Origin of the sequence: Leisingera sp. McT4-56, from assembly GCF_020514995.1 — a bacterium.
Taxonomy (GTDB): domain Bacteria; phylum Pseudomonadota; class Alphaproteobacteria; order Rhodobacterales; family Rhodobacteraceae; genus Leisingera; species Leisingera aquaemixtae_A.
Genome location: NZ_JAJALF010000007.1, coordinates 104,663 through 127,691 on the forward strand (window position 1 = coordinate 104,663; position 23,029 = coordinate 127,691).

Below are 23,029 nucleotides of genomic sequence, written 5' to 3' on the forward strand. Positions count from 1 at the left end.
CTGAATATCTAACGTGACGCTTGGCGCGGGCGGTGGATATGGGCGCTTTGCACAATGCCGAAGGCGCCCAGCAGCACCAGCATCGCCGAGCCGCCGTAAGAGACCATCGGCAGCGGCACCCCAACCACCGGTGCCAGCCCCATCACCATCGACATGTTCACCGCAAAGAAAAGGAAGAAGGTGATGGCGATGCCCATGATCACCAGTGAGGAGAACCGGTCCTTGGCGGCAATGGCCGAGGCGATGCAGAACACGATGATCAGCATGTAGATCGACAGCAGGGTGACGCCGCCGATGAAGCCGAATTCCTCCGCCAGGGTGGTGAAGATGAAGTCGGTGTGTTTTTCCGGCAGGAAGTTCAGCCGCGATTGGGTGCCTTGCATGAACCCCCGGCCAGACCAGCCGCCGGATCCCAATGCGATCTTGGACTGGGTGATGTGATAGCCCGCGCCCAAGGGGTCTTGCGAGGGATCCAGGAAGGTGTCGATGCGGCGGAACTGGTAGTCCTTCAGCAGCTGCCAGTCGGTGCCGCGGCTTTGGAACACCGCGCTGACCAGCCCGACGCCAGCGGCAATCACCGCCACGAAATAGGCCCAATGCACCCCGGCCAGGAACATTACCCCGCCGCCTGCCGCCATCAGCAGGATCGAGGTGCCAAGGTCCGGCTGCTTCAGAACCAGCGCCGTCGGAATGAGGATCAGCGCCACCGGCAGCAGCACCCACAAGGGGCGCGAGGTTTTCTCGGCCGGCAGCCAATCGTAATAGGCGGCCAGCAGCATCACGAGGGCGATCTTGGTCACCTCCGACGGCTGCAGCCGCATGAAGCCGATGTCGATCCAGCGCTGCGCGCCCATGCCGACGGTGCCGAACAGCTCCACCGCAACCAGCAGCGCCAGCGATCCCAGATAGGCCACCACCGAGATATTGCGCCAGAACCAGATCGGGATCATCGCCACCACGAACATCACGCCCAGCCCCAGGGCAAAGCGCTTGACCTGCGGTTCCACCCAGGGGCTGAACGACCCGCCAGCCACCGAATAGAGCATCAGGAAGCCGACGCTGGACACGGTGATCAAGAGAAGCGTCAGCCCCCAGTTCAGATGCAGGATCTTGCGCAGGCCGGTGGGGGTCGATTTGGCGTGGTACTCAAGATAGCTCATGCCCGGCTGCTCCTGCTGCCCAGCGGGCGCTTGACGCGATCGCGCTCCAGCCTCTCCTGCTGCGCCTTGATGCGGCTGCGGTCGGCCTTGGGATAGGCCTCCAGCGGCGGAGTGCCGTCATAAAGCGCTTGCAGCAGCACGTCGCGTGCCACCGGCGCCGCCGCCTTGGAGCCGCCGCCGCCATGTTCGACCACTACGGCAACCGCGTATTTCGGTTTGTCATAAGGCGCAAAGCAGACAAACAGCGCATGGTCGCGCCGTTCCCACGGCAGGTCCTCGTTGCGGATCACACCCGCTGCGCGTTCGGCGGCGGTGATGTTGCGGACCTGGCTGGTGCCGGTCTTGCCGGCCATCTGCAGGCCATCGCCGATGATGCGGGAGCGGTAGGCGGTGCCGCGGCGGTCATTGCTGACCGAATGCATGCCGCGCCGCACCATGCGCAGGCTGTTCTCGCTGATCCCCAGCGGCTCGCCGGCGCCGCTCGGCTGCTCCACGCCGTCCAGCGATTTCAGCAGCCGCGGCGTCACGCTGCGCCCGGTTGCAATCCGCGCGGTCATGACCGCCAGCTGCAAGGGCGACGCCAGCATGTAGCCCTGGCCGATCGAGGCGTTTGCAGTGTCACCGATCAGCCAGTCCTTGCCATAGGAGCTTGCCTTCCACTCCTTGGTGGGGGTGATCCCTTGCGCGACCGCCGACATCGGCAGGTCGTGCTTGATGCCCAGGCCGAATTTGTTGGCAATTTCGGAAATCTTGTCGATGCCGGTCTTGATTGCCACGTCATAGTAATAGACGTCGCAGGAGCGCTTCAGTGAGGTGTTCAGATCCACATGCCCGTGGCCCGCGCGTTTCCAGCAGTGGAAGCGGCGGCCGGCGACCTTCAGGTGGCCGGGGCACCAGACGGTTTCCTCCGGTCCGACAACGCCGTTTTCCAGCGCCGCCAGCGCCGTGATCATCTTGAAGGTGGAGCCGGGCGGGTAGGTGCCCTGCACCGTCTTGTTTGACAAGGGCCGGTACTTGTCCTCTGTCAGCATCCGGTAGTCGGCGACCGAGATGCCGCGCACGAACAGGTTGGGGTCGAAACTGGGCGAGGAGCAGATCGCGCGGATGTCGCCATCCTCGCAGTCGATCACCACCGCGGCGGCGCTTTCCCGGCCCAGCCGCGCCTGCACATAGTTCTGCAAGCCGGCGTCGATGGTCAGCTGCATGTCGGCGCCGGAAATCCCCTCGCGCCGGTCCAGCTCGCGCATCACCCGGCCGGTGGCGTTGACCTCGACACGCTTGGCGCCGGCCTTGCCGCGCAGCACGTCCTCGCGCTTGGCCTCGAAGCCGACCTTGCCGATCTGAAAGCGCGGGATCATCAGCACCGGCTCCGGGTCTTCCATCTTGCTCAGGTCATAGTCGGAAACCGGTCCGACATACCCCACCACATGGGCGAAATCGCCCAGCTGCGGATAGACCCGTGTCAGGCCCACTTCCGGGGTGACACCGGGCAGGGCGGGGGCATTCACCGCCACCTTGGAGATGTCCTCCCAGCCGATCTGGTCCGCCAGAGTGATCGGCAGGAAGGGCGGCGAGCGGCGCATCTCGGTGCGGGCACGCTCCAGGTCCTCCGGGTCTAGCGGCACCAGGCTGGAGAGCTTGGCGATCACCTCCTCCACGTCGCCCGCATCCTCCGGCACCACGGTGATCCGGTAAGAGGGCGAGTTCTGCGCGATGATCAGCCCGTTGCGGTCAAAGATCTGCCCGCGGGCCGGCGGCAGCAGGCGGATGTTGATCCGGTTTTCCTCGGCCAGCAGGCGGAATTCATCGGCCTGATCCACCTGCAGATAGCGCATCCGGGCCGCCAGCCCGCCGGCAAAGGCCAACTGCAGCCCGCCCAGAAACAGCGCCCGCCGGGTCATCTTGCCGTGGGCGGCATCCAGATCCTTGGTATTGCGTTTCATCGGCGGCTCACCAGGGTTTCGGCCTCGGCTGGGGACAGTTTGCGCACGTTCAGAATAGACTGGCTGGCCCAGACTGCCAGCGGATAGGCGGCGATGGTCATCACAACCTGGATCACCGTCAGGCTCAGCTGCGCCTGCGCAACCCCGAACAGGCTCAGGGTCAGCCGGTTCAGCGTGGCAATCCCGGTCAGCACCAGGGCAACGGCCAGCCATTCGCTGGCAAAGGTGCTCTCGCGGTGCGGTGCGGCACGGGCTTTCAGGAAGCCGCAGCCCAGCACCGTCAGCAGCGCCAGCAGCCCCGGCGGGCGGTGGAACAGCAGATCCGCCAGCAGCATCACCAGGCCGATGGACAGCGCAGGCACGTAATCCGGGCGGCGCAAGCTCCAGGCCATGGCCAGCGCCATCAGCAGATCCGGCGGCGCCCAGAACCGCGGCTCGGTCTCCAGCGGCAGCAGGTGGAAGAACATGATCAAGAGCGCCACTGCGGGAAATGCCGCGCGCATGGTCCAGATCCGGGCGGGAGAGGTGTTAGCCATTGCCGGCCTCAGCCGTGCTTTCGGCGCTGTCCTCCCCCAGGGTTTCGGGCCGCGGCTGCGGCAGCGGGTCGCCGGGGGCGGCGCCAACCAGCCCGCCGGGGCCTTCGATCACCTGTGTGCCGTGATGGCGCAGCACCCGCAGGAATTCCAGCCGTCCATAGTCAGCGGACAGGCGCACCCGCATCCGCCCCGAGCGGTCCTTGGCCACCTGGCCGATCAGCAGCCCCGCCGGAAAGACGGCGCCGTCGCCGGAGGAAATCACCCGGTCGCCGGGGCGCACCAGGTCGGGGTTTTCGAGAAAGCTCAGCACCGGCGCGGCGCTGTTGTCGCCGGTGACCAGCGCGGTCTGGCCGGAGGGCTGGATGGTGGCTGGGACGGCACTGGCGGCATCGGTCAGCAGGATCACCCGCGCGGTGTTGCGCCCGGTGCCCGAGATCCGGCCCACCAGCCCGATTCCGTCCATGGCAGCCCAGCCGTCATGCACCCCGTCGCGGCTGCCGACGTTCAGCAGCACTGACTGGCGGAAGGGCGAGCCGCTGTCGGCCATCACCACCCCGGTGATATAGGTGAGCTGCGGATCCAGCCGCACGTTGTTGAGGTCCAGAAGCCGGGCGTTCTCCTGCTCCAGCTGCAGTGCGGCCTCTTTCCAGGCCCGCATCTGCCGCAGCTCGCTGCGCAGCTCGCGGTTCTGCTCGGCCAGCCGCTGGTAGCTTTGGAAATCGCGGACCAGGTTGATGGCCGCTGTCACAGGCACCATCGCCCAGTCCATATTGGGCACAACCGTGTCCACCACCTGCGCGCGGAACCGTTCCACCCGCGGGCTGTCGATCCGCCAGACAACAAAGATCGCGGCCAGGCACAGGCACAGCACCGCTGTCAGCAGACGCCGCAGCGGGGTTGCGTAATCGTCGCGCTGTGACTTGTCCTTTGCCACGTCTCTCCTTCCAGCCGCCACTCCAGCCTGAAATCAGCTGGCGCCGTTTCGGCGGGCAGGGGCTGTTAGCTGTCGTAGTCGATGGCGTGGGCCAGCTGCTTTTCGTATTCCAGCGCCTTGCCGGTGCCCAGGGCCACGCAGTTGAGGCTCTCGTCCGCAATTGACACGGCCAGGCCGGTCTGCTCGCGCAGGGCAAGGTCCAGATCGCCCAAGAGCGCGCCGCCGCCGGTCAGCATCACGCCGCGGTCGACGATGTCGGCCGCCAGATCCGGCGGGGTGGTCTCCAGCGCGGTCATCACCGCCTCGCAGATCTGCTGCACCGGCTCGGCCAGCGCTTCGGCCACCTGGGCCTGGGAAATCTCGATTTCCTTCGGCACGCCGTTCAACAGGTCGCGGCCTCGGATCTGCATCGACTGGCCGCGGCCGTCGTCGGGCATCCGGGCGGTGCCGATGGAGGTCTTGATGCGCTCGGCGGTGGATTCGCCGACCAGCAGGTTCTGCTGCCGGCGCAGGTAGCTGATGATCGCCTCATCCATCCGGTCGCCGCCGACGCGGACAGAGCGGGCATAGACGATGTCGCCCAGCGACAGCACCGCCACCTCGGTGGTGCCGCCGCCGATGTCGACAACCATGTTGCCGGTCGGGTCGGTGATCGGCATGCCGGCGCCAATGGCGGCTGCAATCGGCTCGGCGATCAGGCCGGCGCGGCGGGCGCCTGCGGACAGCACCGACTGGCGGATCGCGCGTTTTTCAACCGGGGTGGCGCCATGCGGCACGCAGACGATGATCTTGGGCTTGGAGAAGGTCGAGCGCTTGTGCACCTTGCGGATGAAGTGCTTGATCATTTCCTCGGCGGTGTCGAAGTCGGCAATCACGCCTTCGCGCATCGGCCGGATCGCTTCAATCGAGCCGGGGGTGCGGCCCAGCATCAGCTTGGCGTCCTCGCCGACGGCCAGCACCTTCTTGACGCCGTCCTTGACGTGGTAGGCAACCACGGAAGGTTCGGACAGGATCACCCCGCGGCCCTTGACATAGACCAGAGTGTTGGCTGTGCCGAGGTCGATGGCCATGTCCGAGGAGAACAGACCGCCCAAGTTTCCGAAAAGCGCCATATAGAAGGGATCCTGTGAGTGCTGCCATTATTCCTTAGGCGACTCCCGGTGGGGCCGCCTTCCCCAACCTTATAAGCGGCACGGGAGTGCCGCGAAAGGGCGTATTATGGTGAAACAGCGCGTTTCCGCCCAGTCCGCCGGGTCACCGGCGGCGGCGTTCACATGCTGTTCCGGCCCGTGCACCGGGAGCAGGCCCGCACCGAACGGGCTGGTGCGGAAGATCCGGCCGTCAGCTCGGGAAAATGCGCTGCATCTCCGACTTGAAATGCGCCCAGGTCAGGCTGGCGCTGTTGCCCGCGTAGCCCTCGTAATAGGACTTGCCGGTGGAGACAGGCAGGCCGGCCCAGATCTTGGCCAGGTTCAGCATGAAGGTCTTGCGCGGCATCTCTGACGCCAGGAAGGCGCTGTAGCCGGCCTCCTCGATCAGCTGATGCGCCAGCTGGTCCTGCAGCTCCGGCGAGAAGCGGGCCTGCGGCTTCACCCCTTGGTGTTTGACCAGCCGCCGCAGCGTCGCGGGGATCATCTGATAGCGCCCGATGGCATGGGGCTGGCCTGGGGTGGCGTCGATCCAGGCGTTGATCTCTGCAATTGTCATGCTTGTCGGCTTCTTCGGCGGTTTGCGGGTGGCGCCATACTGCACCGCGTCATATTGCGCCTTGCCGGCCTCGGCGCTGGCGATCAGGTCCAGCAGCCGTTTGACGCTGGGCGGCGCCTTCAGGACCGGGGCGAACAGCCCCCCGCCGCTGCGGCCGCGGAACAGGCTGGCCGCGCCGGGGTTGAGCGACACCGCCCCGCGGCCTTGGTCCGCACCGGGCAGGGTGTCGGGCAGCAGGCTGGCAATTGCCTGCGGGGCCGGCGCTGCGGATGGCGCGGGGCCTGGCATCGGGGCAGAGGCCTTTTGCAGGAAGAAATTATTGCTAACCAGAGAATATCCTTGCGCGCTGACGGCGGCTGCGGTGCACAGCAGCAAAGCCAGAAACGTCATTATCAGGGCAAGGGCGCTCATTCTGAGGGGCATGGGAACCTGCATTCTGCGGTATCTCGTCAGCCGGCAGCCTGCCGCAGCGAAGTTGAGATTCCGTTTATCCCCCGTACGCCGCCTCTTCCGCCCTTTGGAAATAGCGGCTAGAGGAGGCCTATGCTCTCTTATCAGCACATCTATCACGCCGGAAACCTGGCCGACGTTCAGAAGCACGCGCTGCTTGCCTGGATGCTGGCGTATCTCACCCGCAAGGACAAACCGGTCAGCTATATAGAGACCCACGCGGGCCGGGGTCTCTATCAGCTGGACGCGCCCGAAGCGGTCAAGACAGGCGAGGCGGAGCAGGGCATCACCAAGGTTCTGGCAGAGCAGGGGCTGGCGGCGGACCATCCGCTGCACCGCGCGCTGTCGGAGACCCGCAAGGCGCATGGCGCGGCCGCCTATCCCGGATCGCCGCTGATCGCGGCCTCGCTGCTGCGTGCTGATGATTCGCTGCATTTTGCCGAGCTGCACCCGCAGGAAAACACCGCCCTGCGCGCTGCGCTGAGGCCCTGGAAGGCCAAGGTGCACCAGCAGGACGGGTTTGAACTCGCCATGTCCTTGGCGCCGCCAACACCGCGCCGCGGCCTCTTGCTGATCGACCCGAGTTACGAGATCAAATCCGACTATGCCCGCATCCCCGGCATCATCGGCCAGCTGCACAAGAAGTGGAACGTCGGCGTCATCGCCCTGTGGTATCCGATCCTGAGGGACGGCAGCCACAAGCAGATGCTGAAGGCGCTGGAAAGCCAAGGGCTGCCTGATGCGCTGCGCCACGAGGTGTCCTTTCCGCCGGTGCGCGAAGGCCACCGGATGGTGGGCAGCGGCATGTTCGTGGTCAACGCGCCCTACGGCGCGGCAGAGGAAGCCGCGCGGATTTCGGCGCTGTTCGACGCGGTTTCGCGCAAGTAACCCCGGATCGCGCGTTCCACCCGCTGGACCAGCGCGGCACTGCCAGCCTCTCCGGCAAAGGCGGCGGCATTGATCATCCCCTTGGCAATGGCCACCACGTCGCGCGCCTCCTGCGGTCCGGCATCGGGGGCGAAGCGGCGGATGGTGTCCAGAACGATCTGCGCCATCTCCTCTGCCAGCGCAGCGGTTTCCGGTGCCAGCTGCAAGTGCTGTTCGGCATATTCCGCCTCCATCGCCAGCCGCGGCCGCTCGAACTGATGCCGCATCCCGGCGGCCAGCAGTTCCCGCAATGCCGCCTCCGGCGGCGCATCGCGGCAGCGCGCTGCGGCGTCCCGCATCCAGCCCAGCAGCTCTGCCCGCTTGCTGCGCAGCACGGCGGCCAGCACAGCCTCTTTGTTGGGGAAATACTGGTAGAGCGAGCCGATGCTGACGCCGGCCCGGTCGGCAATCGCATTTGTTGTCAAACCCTTGCGCCCCGACGTTTCCAGAATGCGAGCCGCCGCCTCCACGATCGCTTCCTGCGTGGCACGGGAGCGGGCCTGGCGCGCTTGTTTTCTTGGGCTGTGCATCGCGGGTGACTTCCTGCCGGGAACGCGAGTTGAGAATGTGAGCAATCTTTCACATTCTTTTAGGCAAAGGCAACATCCCGGAGGTTCCCCGATGAAAATGACCATCTTCCTGCTGCTCAACGCCTCCCCCGGCTGGCTGCGCCTGGATCGGCCGGAGCGCGGGCGCTTGGCGGCAACCGGGCTGGAGATCTTCACCCGAAACGGGCTGTCTCTGCGCCATTTTGATGCCGAGGCGTTTCATGCGGACTGCAGCGATGTGGCGATGATCGAGGCGGATACGCCGGAGGCCTACTATTTTGCCATCGAGCAGTTGCGGGACACCGCCCTGATCGCCGAGGGCTACTTCACGGTCACCGGGATCATCCCGTCTTTTGAAAACGGCTTCCGCACCTACGAGGCCGCCCATGCGGTTTGACGGCAAACGTATCCTGATCACAGGCGCCTCCCGCGGGATCGGGCGGGCGCTGGCATTGCAGCTGGCGGCAGAAGGCGCAAAGGTTCTGGCGCTGGCGCGCAGCAGCGAAGCGCTGGATGATCTGCCAGAGGGCATTGAGCGGCTGGCCTGCGACCTGGGAGACAGCCGCGCGCGCACTGCGCTGATTGCCGGGCTGCAGGGGCGGCGGCTGGACGGGGTGATCAACAACGCGGGCATTCAGATCGCCGCTGATTTTGCCAAAGGCACTGCGGACGCGCAGGACATCGAGCAGGAGCTGGCGGTGAACCTGACAGCGCCCATGCATCTTGCCGCCGGGCTGCTTCCGGTTCTGGCGCGCACGCCAGGCAGCTTTCTGGTCAACGTCACCTCCGGCCTTGCCCTGGCACCGAAACGGCAGGCGCCGGTCTATTGCGCCTCCAAGGCGGGCCTGCGCAGCTTCACCCGGGCCCTGCGTTATCAGGCTCAGGACGCCGGCCTGCCGGTGCTCATTTCAGACTGTGTTATGGCGCTGGCTGCGACGCAGATGACCGCCGGGCGCGGTCGCGGCAAGATCAGCCCCAACGCCGCCGCCGCCGCCTTGCTGGACGGGGCCGCTGCAGGCAAAAGCGAAATCTGGGTTGGTCAGATGAAGCTGCTGCGGCTGATCCACCGCCTCTCACCGGCGCTGGCAGCCCGCATCCTGCGCGGCTGAGATTTTGCAAACAGCTTTGAAATCCAGCGCTTTCCCGCTACGCTTTTCAGCAGGGAGGGCGCGACATGGAACGCAGGCTGGCCGCCGTGCTGGCGGCGGATATGGTTGGCTACAGCCGCCTGATGGACGTGGACGAGCAGGGCACGCTGGCTCGCCTTCGCACCCACCGGATCGAATTGATCGATCCTGCGATCTCCAAGAACCGCGGCTCCATCATCAAGACCACCGGCGACGGGATGCTGGTCGAGTTTCCCAGCGTCTGCGACGCGGTTGCCTGCGCCGCCGAGGTGCAGGACAGGATGCGCCGCCGCAATGCCGATGTGGCGCCCGATAAACGCATCCAGTTCCGGGTCGGCGTGAATCTCGGCGATATCATCTTTGACGGCGGCGACATCTACGGCAGCGGCGTCAATGTGGCGGCAAGGCTGGAGCAGTTCGCCGGCACCGGGGACGTCTGCATCTCTGCTGCCGTTTACGATCAGGTCCGCCGCATGGGCGAGCTGAAGTTTGAGGACTTGGGGCCGCAGCAGCTCAAGAACATTGCGGAACCGGTGCAGGTCTACCGGCTGCTTCTGGAGGAAGATGCTGCCGGTGCCGCACCGGACCCGGATCAAAGCACGGCGGAGCCGGTTGCCGTGGTCAAACCCTCCATCGCGGTGCTGCCCTTTGCCAATATGAGCGGCGACCCGGAGCAGGAGTTCTTCGCCGACGGGCTGACAGAGGACATCCTGACCGAACTCAGCCGCCGCCACGAGCTGTTCGTGATCTCCCGAAACTCCTCCTTTGTCTACAAGGGGCAGGCGGTGAACATCCGTGAAGTGGCGGAGAAACTCGGCGCCCGCTACATCGTTGAAGGCAGCGTGCGAAAAGGGGGCAACCGGCTGCGGATCACCGTGCAGCTGATCGACAGCTGCAACGATTCCCATATCTGGGCGGAGAAGTACGACCGCACGCTCGACGACATATTCGATATCCAGGACGAGGTGACATCGGCTATCGTCGCCACCCTGCCAGGGCGGATCGAAGCTGCCCAGCAGGATGAGGTCTCGCGCAAGAAACCCGCCAGCCTCGCGGCCTATGAATGCGTGCTGGCCGCCAAGGTGCTGCATCACCGCAGCACCCGCGAGGACAACATCAAAGCGATGGAGCTTATCGACCGCGCGGTGGAGCTGGACCCGGAGTTTGCCCATGCCCACGCCTGGCGGGGCTGCATCCGCGGCCAGGCCTGGGGGTATGGCTGGTGCGACGATCCCGAGGAAATGCTGCAGCTGGCGCTGGAGTCGATCCAGAAAGCCGCCTCGATGGACGACAATGATGCGGACGTGCACCGGCTGATGGCGGCGGTTTCCATCCTGCAGGACAATCTTGACCAGGCAAAGTACCACCAGGAACGCGCCCTGTCGCTGAACCCTAATTATGATCTGGTTGTTGTGCAGATGGGCGAGCTGCTGACCTGGCAGGGACGGCCGGAGGAGGGCGCGGACTGGATCGAGAAGGCGATGCGCCTCAACCCGCATTTCCCGGTCCGCTTCTGGAGCCATCTCGGCAAGGCGCATTTCACTGCCCGCCTGTACCAAGAGGCGCTGACAGATTTCAAACGCCTCCCGTCAATGGATGCGGTGCAGACTGCCTTGGTTGCCGCCTGCCACAGCTGGATGGGCGATGTGCAGCAGGCACAGGACTGCGTGGCGCAGATCCGGGTGTTGCAGCCGGACGCCACGGCGGAGGCTTTGCTGGCCGGTCTGCATTACGGCCGCAGCGAGGACAAGGAGCATTTCACTGAAGGGCTGCGCAAGGCCGGGCTGGAATAGGCCGCTGCCAGTGCAAAGCAAAAGGGCGCCGCAGCGGGCGCCCTTTCTCTTTCAATGGAGCCTGGCTCAGGCGAGATCCTTGTAGGAAATCTCCTTGGTGTCAGCACCTTCGCCCACCCGGCCGCGGCGCACGATCAGGCGGTTCAGCGCGTTCACATAGGCCTTGGCCGAGGCCACAACCGTGTCGGTGTTGGCGCTTTCGCCGGTGGCGATGTTGCCGTCCTCTTCCAGCCGCACAGAGACGGTTGCCTGCGCGTCGGTGCCCTCGGTGACCGCATGCACCTGATAAAGCTGCAGGCGGGCGGTGTTCGGATAGATCTTGCGGATCGCCTTAAAAGTTGCATCCACCGGCCCGTCGCCCTCGGCGGTCTCGGTGACGTCCTTGCCGTCGATCTCCATCTCAACGGTGGATTCCGCCGGGCCGCCGGTGCCGCAGACCACTTTCATCGAGACGATCTTGAGGTGGTCGTTCTCCGCGTCGGTGCCGATACGCATCAGCGCGATCAAGTCGTCGTCGAACACTTCTTTCTTGCGGTCGGCCAGCTCTTTGAAGCGGACAAAGACGTCCTTCAGCTGGTTGTCGCCCACCTCATAGCCGAGGTGCTCCAGCTTGTCGCGCAGCGCCGCGCGGCCGGAATGCTTGCCCAAGGGCAGCGAAGTGCCGGAGAGGCCGATGTCCTCGGGCCGCATGATTTCGAAGTTCTCGCGGTTCTTCAGCATGCCGTCCTGGTGGATGCCGCTTTCATGGGCAAAGGCGTTCTTGCCGACAATCGCCTTGTTCGGCTGCACCACGAAGCCGGACACGGTCGAGACCCGGCGCGAGATATGCATGATCTTGGTGGTGTCGATGCCGGTGTGCCAAGGCATGATGTCATTGCGCGTCTTCAGCGCCATCACAACTTCCTCAAGCGCGGTGTTGCCCGCCCGCTCGCCGAGGCCGTTGATGGTGCATTCGATCTGGCGCGCACCGCCGGCCACGGCTGCCAGCGCGTTGGCGGTCGCCATCCCGAGGTCGTTGTGGCAATGGGTGGCAAAGACCACCTCGTCGGCGCCCGGCACGGTCTCGATCAGGCGCTTGATCAGATCGGCGCTTTCCGCAGGCGCGGTATAGCCGACGGTGTCGGGGATGTTGATGGTGGTGGCGCCGGCCTTGATCGCGATCTCGATAACCCGGCACAGGTAATCCCACTCGGTCCGGGTCGCATCCATCGGCGACCACTGCACGTTATCGACCAGGTTGCGGGCATGGGTCACGGTCTCGTGGATCTTGTCCGCCATCTCATCCATGGTGAGGTTCGGGATGGCGCGGTGCAGCGGCGAGGTGCCGATGAAGGTGTGGATGCGCGGCTGCGCAGCCTTGCGCACCGCTTCGGCGCAGCGGTCGATGTCCTTGAAGTTGGCGCGCGCCAGGCCGCAGATAACCGCGTTCTTGGAGCGTTCGGCAATCTCGGACACCGCGGCAAAGTCGCCTTCGGAGGCAATCGGGAAGCCGGCCTCGATGATGTCCACGCCCATCTCGTCCAGAAGCTCGGCAATCTCCAGCTTCTCGTCATGGGTCATGGTGGCGCCGGGGCTCTGCTCGCCGTCGCGCAGGGTGGTGTCGAAAATCAATACACGGGATTTGTCGCCGGAAATCGGGGATGCGTTGGTCATGATGGTATCTCTTGTCTCTGTCCTAGGCCCTTCCAGGGCATTCGTAGCCTTCGATGGCGCGCGTGCGGCAATCCTCTGAGCGGGCGCGCCGGAAGGGCACGCTCAGAGGCGGGCTAGGATCAGTAGGGCGCGCAGAGCTGCACCGCGGGACGCGGCGGCGGCAAGGGTGATATCTGCGCAAATGGTCATGGCAGGGATTTATACAGAGGTGCCGCCGAATGGAAAGAGGATTCTGGCCCCGTTGCAGTGCCTGGCGGCCGCTGCCCGGCCCCGGTATGCGGCCGCATGCGGTAAGTTCAAGACAATGTTGAAAAAAGCATATAATATAAGTAACAGCCGCAGGCAGTTTCAATGCGGCAGTTTGTCCGCACCGCGATATTTTTTGCGTGGAAACGGCTATTGGGGCTTGCGCTGGCAGAGATGATGGCGTTGACGGCCCGGATCCGGCGCTCCTGAAGAAGAAAGCGCCATCGATAGGAGGAAACAGTGTCAAACAAAATTGTCCTTGGATATGACGACAGCGAGGCCGCCAAATCGGCGCTTGCTTTTGCCGTCAGCCTTGCCAAAGCGCAAGGGGCGGAGCTGGTGATTGCGCATGTGCTGGATTGGTCGCCCTATTCCTTCCTGACCCCGGAAGAGATCGAACAGCGCCACAAGCGCCGCGCAGAAGAGCTGAAGCGCGCAGAGGACGCGCTGCTGGCTCCGGTGCGCAAAAGTCTGGCGGACAGCGGTGTCACCGTTTCCACAGAGCTGAAGTACGGCCACATCGCTGAGACTCTGATCGATGTGATCAAGGAAAGCGGCGCCAGCCATCTGATCATCGGCCGCACCGGCCATTCGGCGCTGTCGTCGCGGCTGTTCGGCTCGGTCGCGGGCACCTTGGCGCAGGCCGCGCCGGTCCCGGTCACCATTGTTCCGTAAAGATAAACTCAGAGGACAGTCATGAGTAAATCAATCAAGGCGGCAGCCCTGTCTGCACCGCTGCTGCTGGCGGCAACCGCTCCGGCGATGGCACAATCCGTCGACGAGCGGGTCAATGAGCTGTTTGCCAGCTCCACCGGCTGGTTCGTTAACCTGATCTTCAGCCCGTTTCCCGGCACCAGCTTCCCCTGGATCGTGGCCTGGCTGGTTGTCGCGGCCACCGTGTTCACCATCTACTTCGGCCTGATCCAGTTCCGCGCCTTCCCGCACTCGATTGCGCTGGTCAAAGGCGACTACGCGGACCCCAATGACGCGGGCGAGGTCAGCCACTTCCAGGCGCTGGCAACCGCGCTCTCCGGCACAGTCGGCCTCGGCAATATCGCCGGCGTTGCGGTGGCAGTCGGCATCGGCGGCCCGGGCGCAACCTTCTGGATGATCCTGGCCGGCCTGATGGGCATGGCCTCCAAGTTCACCGAATGCACGCTGGGCGTCAAATACCGCAATGAGTTCGAAGACGGCCACGTCTCCGGCGGCCCGATGTACTACATGACCAAGGGCTTTGCCGAACGCGGCCTGCCGATGGGCAAGTTCCTGGCGGTGCTGTTCTCGGTGTTCTGCATTCTCGGCGCCCTGGGCGGCGGCAACATGTTCCAGGCCAACCAGGCGCACGCGCAGATCACCAATGTGGTCGGCCAGTATCCGGGCTGGATTACCGGCGTCGTGTTCGCCGCGGTGGTGTTTGCGGTGATCGTCGGCGGCCTGAAATCCATCGCTCGTGTGACCGAAAAAGTGGTTCCCTTCATGGGCGTCATGTATGTCGCAGCCGCGATCGTGATCCTGGCAATGAACGCGGACAAGATCGGCTGGGCTTTCGGTCAGATCTTCGAAGGCGCCTTCACCGGCCTAGGCATCGCCGGCGGCATGGTTGGCGCGCTGATCCAGGGCTTCAAGCGGGCGGCGTTCTCCAACGAGGCCGGCGTCGGCTCCGCAGCCATCGCCCACTCCGCCGTGCGCACCAAGGAGCCGATCACCGAAGGTTTCGTTTCGTTGCTGGAACCCTTCATCGACACCGTGGTGATCTGCACCATGACCGCGCTGGTGATCATCATCACCGGTCAGCTGATCCAGGACCCGAACACCGGCCTCTACCTGCTGGATGAAGGCGCAAGCACCATTCAGACCGTTGACGGCAACAAAGGCGTGGCGCTGACCTCGGCGGCCTTCTCCTCGGCCTTCGGCTGGTTCCAGTACGTGCTGGCGCTGGCGGTGATCCTGTTCGCCTTCTCCACCATGATCAGCTGGTCCTACTACGGCCTCAAGGCCTGGACCTTCCTTTTCGGCGAAGGCCAGACCACCGAACTGGTGTTCAAGGTGATCTTCTGCATCTTCGTGGTGATCGGCGCGGCGGCCAACCTCGGCCCGGTGATCGACTTCTCCGACGCGGCAATCTTTGCCATGGCGGTGGTTAACATCATCGCGCTCTACTTCCTGATGCCGATCGTCAAGAAAGAGCTGAACAGCTACCTGTCGCGCCTGAAGTCGGGTGAGATCAAGAAATTCGTCTGACAGGCCCTGGCCTGACCGCAGACGAAACTGAAAAAAACAGGCCTCTCCGGATATCCGGGGAGGCCTTCTTCTTTTTCGCTTACAGCTTGACGCAGTCCTCCACGATCCGGCGCAGCCCGGCGATCTGGCCGGGCAGGGTATCGGCCTGTGACTGGCAGAACCCGATCAGCAGGCCCCGGCACTGCTTTTCCGGATCATGCGGCGACAGCGGCCGCACGCCATAGCCCGCCTCTGCCGCGCGGCGGCAGATTTCGGTGTCGTCCTGCGCCCCCTTCAGGTGAAAGGCGATCTGCATGCCGGCATTGTGGCGATGGAAATGCCCCAGGGTCTCCGGCCAGCCCGCCAGCGCATCAGCCGCCGCGGCATAGCGTTCCGCATACAGCCTGCGGGCGCGGCGGATGTGGCGGTCATACTGGCCCGATGCCATGAACTCAGCCAGCGGCCGCTGCGCGGTGATGGCGGCGCCTGCGCTGGGATGGATGAACTGTGACCGGAATTGCGGCACCAGCGCCGGCGGCAGAATTGCATAGCCCAGTCGCAGCGCATGGGAAAACGTCTTGGAAAACGTGCCGACGTAGATGCACCGCCCCTCGCGGTCCAGCGCAGCCATCGCTGGCACCGGCTGGCCGCCATAGCGGAACTCGCTGTCGAAATCATCCTCGATGATCCAGCCGCCCCGGTCCTTGGCAGCCTGCAGAAAGGCCTGCCGCTGCGGCACCGGCAGGGTGCCCCCAAGCGGGAACTGATGCGAGGGCGTCAGCAGCGTCACCCTGGCCATCTGCCGCGGCACCTCAGCCCCGCGCGCGCCTGCCTGCAGCCAGCGGACCTGCCAGCCGCGGGCCTGCGCAAACCGCTGGGTGGGGGTAAAGCCGGGGGCCTCCAGCGCGATATCCTCGCCGCCGACCAGAAACTCCATCGCCAGTTCCAGCGCCTCGCGCGCGCCGCTGGTCACCAGCACCTGTTCTGCGCTGCTGGCGATGCCCCGCCAGCGCGCCGCATAGGCTGCAATCTCGCGCCGCAGGTCCGGGTCGCCAAAGGCATCCTCCTGATGGCTCAGGCTCAGCGGGTCCATCCTTGCCACACGTGAAACACAGCGCGCCCAGGGGCGGGCCGGAAAAACCCCAGGATCCGGCACCCCGGGCAGCAGCATGCCGGGCGCTGGCGGCGGCACCGCCGCAACGGAGCTGGACGGAACCTCCGGCGGCCGGATCGGCGCCACATCGCAGACAAAGATCCCGGCGCCGCGCCGCGCCTCGGCGAAGCCCTCGGCCACCAACTGGTCATAGGCCGTCACCACGGTGGAGCGCGCCACCCCCAGATCCTGCGCCAGCGCCCGGGAAGAGGGCAGGCGGGTGCCGATGCCCAGGCCGCCGCCGCTGATCTGGCGGCGCAGCGCCGCAACGATCTGCAGATAGACAGGCTCTGCGCTGCGCTTGGACAGCAGGCTGGAGAGGTCAATCATACTGGACTGTTCATTTTGTTAAAAACTGGAAGTTAATCACAATCCAGTTTGCGCATATCCGTCACCGGGAACAACAAGAAACATGAGGTCAGCCAATGCGCCAACCCGAAGAAGCAACAGCCCTGAAGTCCGGCCGCAGCCGTTTGCGCCGCGCCCACGAGCGCGGGCTCTATGACCGCGAGAGTGTCTACCAAGTGCTCGACGCCATGCCGCTGGCCCATATCGGTTACCAGATCGATGGCGCCACGTCGGTGCTGCCGACCCTGCAATGGCGCGAGGGGGATCATGTCTACTGGCACGGCTCCGCTGCCAGCCGCGCAATCCGGGCAATGGCGGGGGCAGAGGTCTGCCTGACCGTCACCTGCATGGACGGCTACGTTCTGGCGCGCTCCGCCTTCCATCATTCCGTCAACTTCCGCTCTGCGATGCTGTTCGGGGTGGCGGGGCAGGTCGCGGATGAGGACGCCAAGGCTGCCAGCCTCAAGGCGATGGTGGACCGTATCTTCCCTGGCCGCTGGGAGACCCTGCGCCCGATGAACGCACAGGAGCTGAAGGCAACCGCGGTGCTCAGGATGCCGATCGAGGAAGGCGCCGCCAAGATCCGCTCCGGCCCGCCCAAGGATGACGAGGAAGACTACGCCCTGCCGATCTGGGCCGGCGTGGTGCCGATGGGGCTGGAGTTGAAGCCGCCGCAACCCGATCCGGCCAATCTGGAGGGCGTGGCGATGCCCGACCACCTGAGCCGCATCCGCATCGGCTGAAATGAAAAGGCGCGCCGTCCTGGCGCGCCTTTTGATCATTCCGGTTTACTCGGTCTGGGCGGCGTCCCCGGTCCCGCTGGTGACCAGCGCGCCGTTTTCCCAGGTGCCGTCCGCCTGCTGGCCGCTGGCGTATCTCATCGTGCCCGGTCCCTGGCGCTTGCCGTTGACAAAGCTGCCCTCATAGACGTCGCCATTGGCATAGGTCGCCACGCCCTGGCCGTAAATCTTGCCTTCGCGCCATTCGCCCTCATAGGTGAAACCGTCGGGCATCACGATCTTGCCCTGCCCGTGGCGCTGGCTATCGGCGAATTCGCCGGTGTAGACCGACCCGTCCGCATAAGTCACCGTGGCCTCCCCGTGGCGCTGCCCGTCCTGCCAGCCGCCCTCGTAGCGGTAGCCGTCGGCATAGGTCATCACCCCCTGGCCGTCGTTTTTGGCGTTCTTGAAGCCGCCGGTGTAAATGATGCCGCTGGGGTAGGTGGCGGTGCCTTCGCCCTCGATCACCCCGGCCACCCAGTCGCCTTCGTAGGTGGAGCCGTCGGGATAGGTGATCTTGCCCTTGCCCTCGGCCAGGTCATCGCGGAAATCGCCTTCATAGACAGAGCCGTCGGGGTAGATCATCTTGCCCTTGCCCTCGATCTGCCCCTTCACCCATTGGCCGGTATAGCTGTATCCGTCTTTCTCGGTGATGGTGCCGGTGCCGTGGCGCTGATCATTCAGAAAGTCGCCGGCATAGATATCGCCATTGGCATAGGTCTGCTTGCCCGTGCCGTGACGGCGGCCTTTCTGCAGCTCGCCCTCGTAGATGTCGCCATTGGGCTGCGACAGCTTGCCGGTGCCGTGCATCTGGCTGGCGGCCCATTCGCCCTCGTAGACCAGCCCGTCGGATGTCTCCAGCTTGCCCTGGCCCTGCAGCTGGCCATCCGCGACTGAGCCCTCATAGACGGTGCCTTCGGCATAGGTGATCCTGGCCAGGCCTTCCTGGCGGCCCTCCACCCAGTCACCGTCATAGGTGTAGCCGTCGGGCGAGGTCATCACGCCCTTGCCGTGCCGTTTGCCATCGGCAAAGCTGCCCTGGTAGCGCACGCCGCTGGCATAGACAGAGGTGCCGTCGCCATGGATCTGCCCGTCCTGCCAGCCGCCCTCGTAGGTGCTGCCGTCGGCGCGGGTCAGCTTGCCCAGCCCGTGCGGTTTTCCCTGCGCGAACTCGCCCTCATAGACCGATCCGTCCGGGAACCGCGCCACGCCCTGGCCGCGCACCTCGCCGTCGACCCATTCGCCGGTGTATTCATAGCCGTTCGGCAGCTTGTAGGTGCCGGTGCCATGCTGCAGCCCGTTGCGGAAGGTGCCCTCATAGACGCCGCCGATCTCGTCCTGGGTGGTGATGACCTCGCCTTCCTGCGCAATAGCCGGGGCGGCCAGTGCCAGGAGTGTGGAAAGCGCGAATGCGGTGCCGAAACGGGTCATTCAAAACCTCTGCCTGCCCAGGAATTACGGTGCTGCTGCCATTTAGGGTTGCTTGCCCGGAAACTAAGCTACCGCAGGCGGGGCCGCAATGTCTTTTCCCTGGCCTGCCGCCCTTGCCCTTTTCCTTGGCGGTCAATCTGGTAAATGGCTGAGGGAGGATATTTGCAAAGGGCCCAAGCAGCATGGCAGACCGTTTCCGCGTGACACTGGCGCAGCTGAACCCGACAGTGGGCGATCTGGCAGGCAACGCCGCCAAGGCCCGCGCCGCCTGGGAGGAAGGCCGCAAGGCCGGCGCCGATCTGGTGGCGCTGCCGGAAATGTTCATCACCGGCTACAATACCCAGGACCTGGTGATGAAACCGGCCTTTCACACCGCCGCCATTGCCGAGGTGGAGAAACTGGCAGCGGACTGCGCCGACGGCCCGGCGCTGGCCATCGGCAGCCCCTGGGTCGAGGGCGCCCAGCTTTACAACGCCTATTTGATCCTGAAAGGCGGCAAGATCGCCTCACGCAGCCTCAAGCACCACCTGCCCAATGAAACCGTGTTCGACGAGGTGCGGATCTTCAATGCAGGCCCGTTGGGCGGCCCCTATGCGGTCGGCAACACCCGCATCGGCTCCCCCATTTGCGAGGACGGCTGGCACGAGGATGTGGCGGAAACCCTTGCCGAGACCGGCGCAGAGTTCCTGCTGATCCCCAACGGTTCGCCCTATTTCCGCAACAAGATGGAAGTGCGCTTCAACCACATGGTGGCGCGCGCGGTCGAAACCCACCTGCCGGTGATCTATCTGAACATGGTGGGCGGCCAGGATGACCAGGTCTTCGACGGCGGCTCCTTCGTCCTGAACCCGGGCGGTGCACTGGCGCTGCAGATGCCGGTGTTCGACGAATGTTATGCCCATCTCGATCTGGAACGCACCGATGAAGGCTGGCGCGCGGTCGAGGGCGAGAAGGCGCATCTGCCGGATGAGTGGGAGCAGGACTACCGGGTGATGGTGGAATCGCTGCGCGACTATCTGCGCAAGAGCGGTTTCAAAAAGGTGCTGCTGGGCCTGTCCGGCGGCGTGGACTCGGCCATTGTCGCCGCCATTGCCGTCGATGCCATCGGCGCCGAAAACGTCCGCTGCGTGATGCTGCCCTCTGAGTACACCAGCCGGGAATCGCTCGACGATGCCGAAGCCGTGGCCAAGGCGCTGGGCGTGCATTACGACTATGTCCCGATCTCCGAGGGCCGCGCTGCCATCACCAACACGCTGGCGCCGCTGTTCGAAGGGATGGAGCCGGGCCTGACGGAGGAAAACATCCAGTCCCGCCTGCGTGGCCTCTTGCTGATGGCGATGTCCAACAAGTTCGGGGAAATGCTGCTGACCACAGGCAACAAGTCCGAGGTCGCGGTGGGCTATGCCACCATCTATGGCGACATGAACGGCGGCTACAACCCGATCAAGGATCTGTACAAGACCCGCGTGTTCGAAACCTGCCGCTGGCGCAATGCCAACCACCGCCCCTGGATGATGGGGCCGGCGGGCGAGGTGATCCGCCCCAACGTGATCGACAAGCCGCCCACTGCCGAGCTGCGCGAGGATCAGAAGGACAGCGACAGCCTGCCGGACTATCCTGAGCTCGACGCAATTCTGGACATTCTGGTCGATCAGGATGGCTCAATCGCAGATTGCGTTGCGGCGGGATATGACCGCGATACCGCCAAGCGGGTCGAGCATCTGGTTTACATCAGCGAATACAAGCGCTTCCAGTCCGCCCCCGGTGCCCGGCTGACCCGGCGCGCGTTCTGGCTGGACCGCCGCTATCCGATCGTGAACCGCTGGCGCGACCCGTCCTAAGTATTGTTCTAACCATCTGATAGCGCTGGCGTTTTCGCGCATTTTGAGATGGCGCTGTGTCGCTTCCGGCGGCGGCAATACCCTGATATGCGGCGCAAAAATCACAATGGCGTAATGCGGCGCAGTGCGTGTCGCATGCGCGCTGGACCGGCGGTTTGGCACCGGGCATAGATGCCCTTATGCCCGGACCCAGACTGCCTCATTTCCAATCCGATCTGGCCTTGCCCAAGGCCGTCGACGCCGTGGTTATCGGCGGCGGCATCATTGGCTGCAGCACTGCGCTGGAGCTGGCTGAACGCGGCTATTCCGTGCTGCTGTGCGAAAAGGGGCAGATCGCGGGCGAGCAGAGCTCGCGCAACTGGGGGTGGGTGCGCATCGCCTGCCGCGACCCGCGCGAAATTCCCCTGATGGCGGAATCGCTGCGCCTGTGGGAGGGGCTGGTGGAACGCACCGGGCAGGAAACGGGTTTCACCCGCGCCGGCATTCTCTACACCGCGGAAACCGCCAAGCGGGAGGCCCAGCTGGAGCGCTGGCTGCGCAACCTCGACGGCTGGGAGCAGGGCGCCCGCATGGTGCGGGGAGATCAGCTGGCGCAGCTGATGCCCGGGCATCAGACCAAGGTACACGCTGCGCTTCACACTCCGATGGATGGCCGCGCCGAGCCGCAGCTGGCAACCCATGCGATTGCCTCTGCGGCACAGGCCGCAGGCGCCAGGGTGATGAGCGAATGCGCAGTGCGCAGCGTGGAAACCGCTGCGGGCCGGATCAGCGGCGTGATGACAGAACGCGGCCGTGTTGCCTGCTCCGCCGTTGTCGTTGCCGGCGGCGCCTGGTCGCGGCTGTTCCTGGGCAATGCGGGCGTGAACCTGCCGCAGCTCAAGGTGCTGAACTCGGTGCTGCGCACCTCGCCGATGCAGGGCGGGCCGGAAACCGCGGTGCGCAGCGGCAATCTCGGCCTGCGCAAACGGGCCGATGGCGGCTACACGGTGTCGGATGCAATGGAAAACGTGGTCGACATCGTTCCCGACAGTTTCCGCTTGGGGTGGAAATACCTGCCCAGCCTGCGCCAGGAATGGCGGGCGCTGCAGTTCCGCATCTCCGGCCGCTGGGCAGAGGAGGCCGCCCAGGCGCACCGCTGGGACCCGCAGAGCACCACGCCTTTTGAACAGTGCCGCGTTCTGGACCCGGCCCCTTCGCAGAAAGCGCTGAAGAGCGGCTGGGCCGCCGCGCAAAAGGCCTTCCCGGTGCTGCAGGGCGCCGACGTGGTGCAAAGCTGGGCCGGGCTGATGGATGTGACCCCGGATGCGATCCCGGTGATTTCGCAGGTGGACAGCCTGCCCGGGCTGTTTGTCTCCACCGGGTTCTCCGGCCACGGCTTCGGCATCGGCCCCGCCGCAGGGCGGCTGACTGCTGACCTTGTCACCGGCAGCACCCCGGTTGTCGACGCGCGCGAATTCCGCCTTTCCCGGTTCTTGGACGGCAGCAAATACGGGCCGCAAACCGGCTATTGATCAGCGCAGGGTGCCCACTCAGCTGGCAGCCTGGCAGCACCTGCGGGCGCCGCCGCGGCGGGGCTTTGCGGAACCGGTCGCGCGCAAGGGCGGCGGCGCAAACCCTTATACATTTCCGCGCGCCGCGCTATCCTCACAGCAGGAGGGCGGGCAGATGAGCCAGAACAAGACAGCCCCGACGAGTGCCAGCGTCGAAGACTTCCTGCAATCGGTGGAGCCGGAGCGAAAGGCGGTCGAGGCGCAGGAGCTGGACCGGTTGTTCCGCAACGCGACCGGGTATCAGCCGCAAATGTGGGGACCGTCCATCGTCGGCTACGGCCGATATCACTACCGCTACGCCAGCGGCCGGGAAGGCGACTACCTGGCCACCGGGTTTTCCCCGCGCAAGGCGCGCCATTCCATTTACATCATGCCGGGCTATCAGGACTACGGCGGCATCCTGGCCCGCCTGGGCAAGCACAAGCTCGGCAAAAGCTGCCTTTATGTGAACAGGCTTGCCGATATCGACCTCGATGTGCTGGGCGAGCTGATCCGCGCGGGCCTCAAGGATCTGGACGCGATCTGGCCGGTGCAGCCGCAGTAGCACGCGGCGCTCTCATCCTTTCCCCGAAAGCGCGCGTCCCGCTGCCCGGATGGCGGCTGTTCCGCCGGGAGGGGAGAGGACGCGCCAAAGGGGCTTTAACCCTCGCGAAACTGGACAAACCGCGGCCCATGTGACAAGG

Annotated in this window: 20 protein-coding genes; 10 read left to right on the plus strand and 10 right to left on the minus strand. The window is 65.1% G+C overall.

Going from position 1 to position 23,029, the window contains the following annotated elements:
- Positions 1 to 8: 8 nt before the first annotated feature.
- The 6 genes from rodA to LHL23_RS10485 all read right to left on the minus strand — a co-directional run bounded on the left by rodA (position 9) and on the right by LHL23_RS10485 (position 6,691).
- Complete coding sequence (gene rodA, locus LHL23_RS10460) at positions 9 to 1,160, minus strand: rod shape-determining protein RodA (RefSeq protein ID WP_226429810.1); 1,152 nt, start codon at positions 1,158 to 1,160, stop codon at positions 9 to 11.
- Positions 1,157 to 3,103 (minus strand): penicillin-binding protein 2, encoded by a 1,947-nt coding sequence (mrdA, locus tag LHL23_RS10465; protein ID WP_226429811.1) that lies wholly within the window; start codon positions 3,101 to 3,103, stop codon positions 1,157 to 1,159. The genes rodA and mrdA overlap by 4 nt, the downstream gene beginning before the upstream one ends.
- On the minus strand, positions 3,100 to 3,639 hold the full coding sequence (locus LHL23_RS10470) for a rod shape-determining protein MreD (protein WP_226429812.1): 540 nt from the start codon (positions 3,637 to 3,639) through the stop codon (positions 3,100 to 3,102). The genes mrdA and LHL23_RS10470 overlap by 4 nt, the downstream gene beginning before the upstream one ends.
- Entirely contained in the window at positions 3,632 to 4,573 is a 942-nt protein-coding gene (gene mreC / locus LHL23_RS10475; RefSeq protein ID WP_226429813.1) for a rod shape-determining protein MreC, read from the minus strand. Before mreC ends, LHL23_RS10470 begins: the two co-directional genes overlap by 8 nt.
- Before the next feature lie 65 nt (positions 4,574 to 4,638).
- Positions 4,639 to 5,685, minus strand: coding sequence for a rod shape-determining protein (locus LHL23_RS10480; protein WP_008554722.1), 1,047 nt, complete (start codon positions 5,683 to 5,685; stop codon positions 4,639 to 4,641).
- Positions 5,686 to 5,914: 229 nt separating this feature from the next.
- Positions 5,915 to 6,691, minus strand: a complete 777-nt coding sequence (locus tag LHL23_RS10485; RefSeq protein ID WP_226429814.1) for a hypothetical protein — start codon at positions 6,689 to 6,691, stop codon at positions 5,915 to 5,917.
- Between the two features lie 132 nt (positions 6,692 to 6,823).
- On the opposite strand from LHL23_RS10485, the gene LHL23_RS10490 reads away from it, so the two are divergent.
- Positions 6,824 to 7,618: a 23S rRNA (adenine(2030)-N(6))-methyltransferase RlmJ gene (locus LHL23_RS10490; RefSeq protein ID WP_226429815.1), complete on the plus strand. Its 795-nt coding sequence runs from the start codon at positions 6,824 to 6,826 to the stop codon at positions 7,616 to 7,618.
- Here LHL23_RS10490 and LHL23_RS10495 read toward each other — a convergent pair.
- Positions 7,555 to 8,187 carry a TetR/AcrR family transcriptional regulator gene (locus LHL23_RS10495; protein ID WP_226429816.1) on the minus strand — a complete coding sequence of 211 codons (633 nt, stop codon included), beginning with the start codon at positions 8,185 to 8,187 and terminating at the stop codon, positions 7,555 to 7,557. The two genes, LHL23_RS10490 and LHL23_RS10495, sit on opposite strands and share 64 nt — an antisense overlap.
- Before the next feature lie 91 nt (positions 8,188 to 8,278).
- Here LHL23_RS10495 and LHL23_RS10500 point away from each other — a divergent pair, with 91 nt between their 5' ends.
- The 3 genes from LHL23_RS10500 to LHL23_RS10510 all read left to right on the plus strand — a co-directional run bounded on the left by LHL23_RS10500 (position 8,279) and on the right by LHL23_RS10510 (position 11,125).
- Complete coding sequence (locus LHL23_RS10500) at positions 8,279 to 8,602, plus strand: darcynin family protein (protein WP_226429817.1); 324 nt, start codon at positions 8,279 to 8,281, stop codon at positions 8,600 to 8,602.
- Positions 8,592 to 9,314, plus strand: coding sequence for an SDR family NAD(P)-dependent oxidoreductase (locus tag LHL23_RS10505; RefSeq protein ID WP_226429818.1), 723 nt, complete (start codon positions 8,592 to 8,594; stop codon positions 9,312 to 9,314). The genes LHL23_RS10500 and LHL23_RS10505 overlap by 11 nt, the downstream gene beginning before the upstream one ends.
- Positions 9,315 to 9,379: 65 nt before the next feature.
- Positions 9,380 to 11,125, plus strand: a complete 1,746-nt coding sequence (locus LHL23_RS10510) for an adenylate/guanylate cyclase domain-containing protein (RefSeq protein ID WP_226429819.1) — start codon at positions 9,380 to 9,382, stop codon at positions 11,123 to 11,125.
- A gap of 66 nt (positions 11,126 to 11,191) precedes the next feature.
- Here the strand turns inward: LHL23_RS10510 and LHL23_RS10515 are convergent, their stop codons facing one another.
- Positions 11,192 to 12,778 carry a 2-isopropylmalate synthase gene (locus tag LHL23_RS10515; protein WP_222481789.1) on the minus strand — a complete coding sequence of 529 codons (1,587 nt, stop codon included), beginning with the start codon at positions 12,776 to 12,778 and terminating at the stop codon, positions 11,192 to 11,194.
- Between the two features lie 486 nt (positions 12,779 to 13,264).
- On the opposite strand from LHL23_RS10515, the gene LHL23_RS10520 reads away from it, so the two are divergent.
- Both LHL23_RS10520 and LHL23_RS10525 read left to right on the plus strand, forming a co-directional pair.
- Positions 13,265 to 13,699, plus strand: coding sequence for a universal stress protein (locus LHL23_RS10520; protein ID WP_222481790.1), 435 nt, complete (start codon positions 13,265 to 13,267; stop codon positions 13,697 to 13,699).
- A gap of 21 nt (positions 13,700 to 13,720) precedes the next feature.
- Positions 13,721 to 15,265, plus strand: a complete 1,545-nt coding sequence (locus tag LHL23_RS10525; RefSeq protein WP_226429820.1) for an alanine/glycine:cation symporter family protein — start codon at positions 13,721 to 13,723, stop codon at positions 15,263 to 15,265.
- Positions 15,266 to 15,344: 79 nt separating this feature from the next.
- Here the strand turns inward: LHL23_RS10525 and pdxR are convergent, their stop codons facing one another.
- Positions 15,345 to 16,727, minus strand: coding sequence for a MocR-like pyridoxine biosynthesis transcription factor PdxR (gene pdxR, locus LHL23_RS10530; protein WP_226429821.1), 1,383 nt, complete (start codon positions 16,725 to 16,727; stop codon positions 15,345 to 15,347).
- A 95-nt stretch (positions 16,728 to 16,822) separates the two neighbouring features.
- Between pdxR and LHL23_RS10535 the strand changes: the two genes are divergently transcribed.
- A complete protein-coding gene (locus LHL23_RS10535) occupies positions 16,823 to 17,488 on the plus strand; it encodes a pyridoxamine 5'-phosphate oxidase family protein (protein ID WP_226429822.1) in 666 nt (221 codons plus the stop codon).
- A gap of 45 nt (positions 17,489 to 17,533) precedes the next feature.
- Here LHL23_RS10535 and LHL23_RS10540 read toward each other — a convergent pair whose 3' ends face one another.
- Complete coding sequence (locus tag LHL23_RS10540; protein ID WP_226429823.1) at positions 17,534 to 18,955, minus strand: MORN repeat-containing protein; 1,422 nt, start codon at positions 18,953 to 18,955, stop codon at positions 17,534 to 17,536.
- A gap of 182 nt (positions 18,956 to 19,137) precedes the next feature.
- On the opposite strand from LHL23_RS10540, the gene LHL23_RS10545 reads away from it, so the two are divergent.
- The 3 genes from LHL23_RS10545 to LHL23_RS10555 all read left to right on the plus strand — a co-directional run bounded on the left by LHL23_RS10545 (position 19,138) and on the right by LHL23_RS10555 (position 22,890).
- Complete coding sequence (locus tag LHL23_RS10545) at positions 19,138 to 20,796, plus strand: NAD+ synthase (RefSeq protein WP_226429824.1); 1,659 nt, start codon at positions 19,138 to 19,140, stop codon at positions 20,794 to 20,796.
- 179 nt (positions 20,797 to 20,975) lie between these two features.
- A complete protein-coding gene (locus LHL23_RS10550) occupies positions 20,976 to 22,307 on the plus strand; it encodes an NAD(P)/FAD-dependent oxidoreductase (RefSeq protein ID WP_226429825.1) in 1,332 nt (443 codons plus the stop codon).
- 154 nt (positions 22,308 to 22,461) lie between these two features.
- A complete protein-coding gene (locus LHL23_RS10555; RefSeq protein WP_226429826.1) occupies positions 22,462 to 22,890 on the plus strand; it encodes a DUF1801 domain-containing protein in 429 nt (142 codons plus the stop codon).
- Positions 22,891 to 23,029 lie beyond the last annotated feature (139 nt).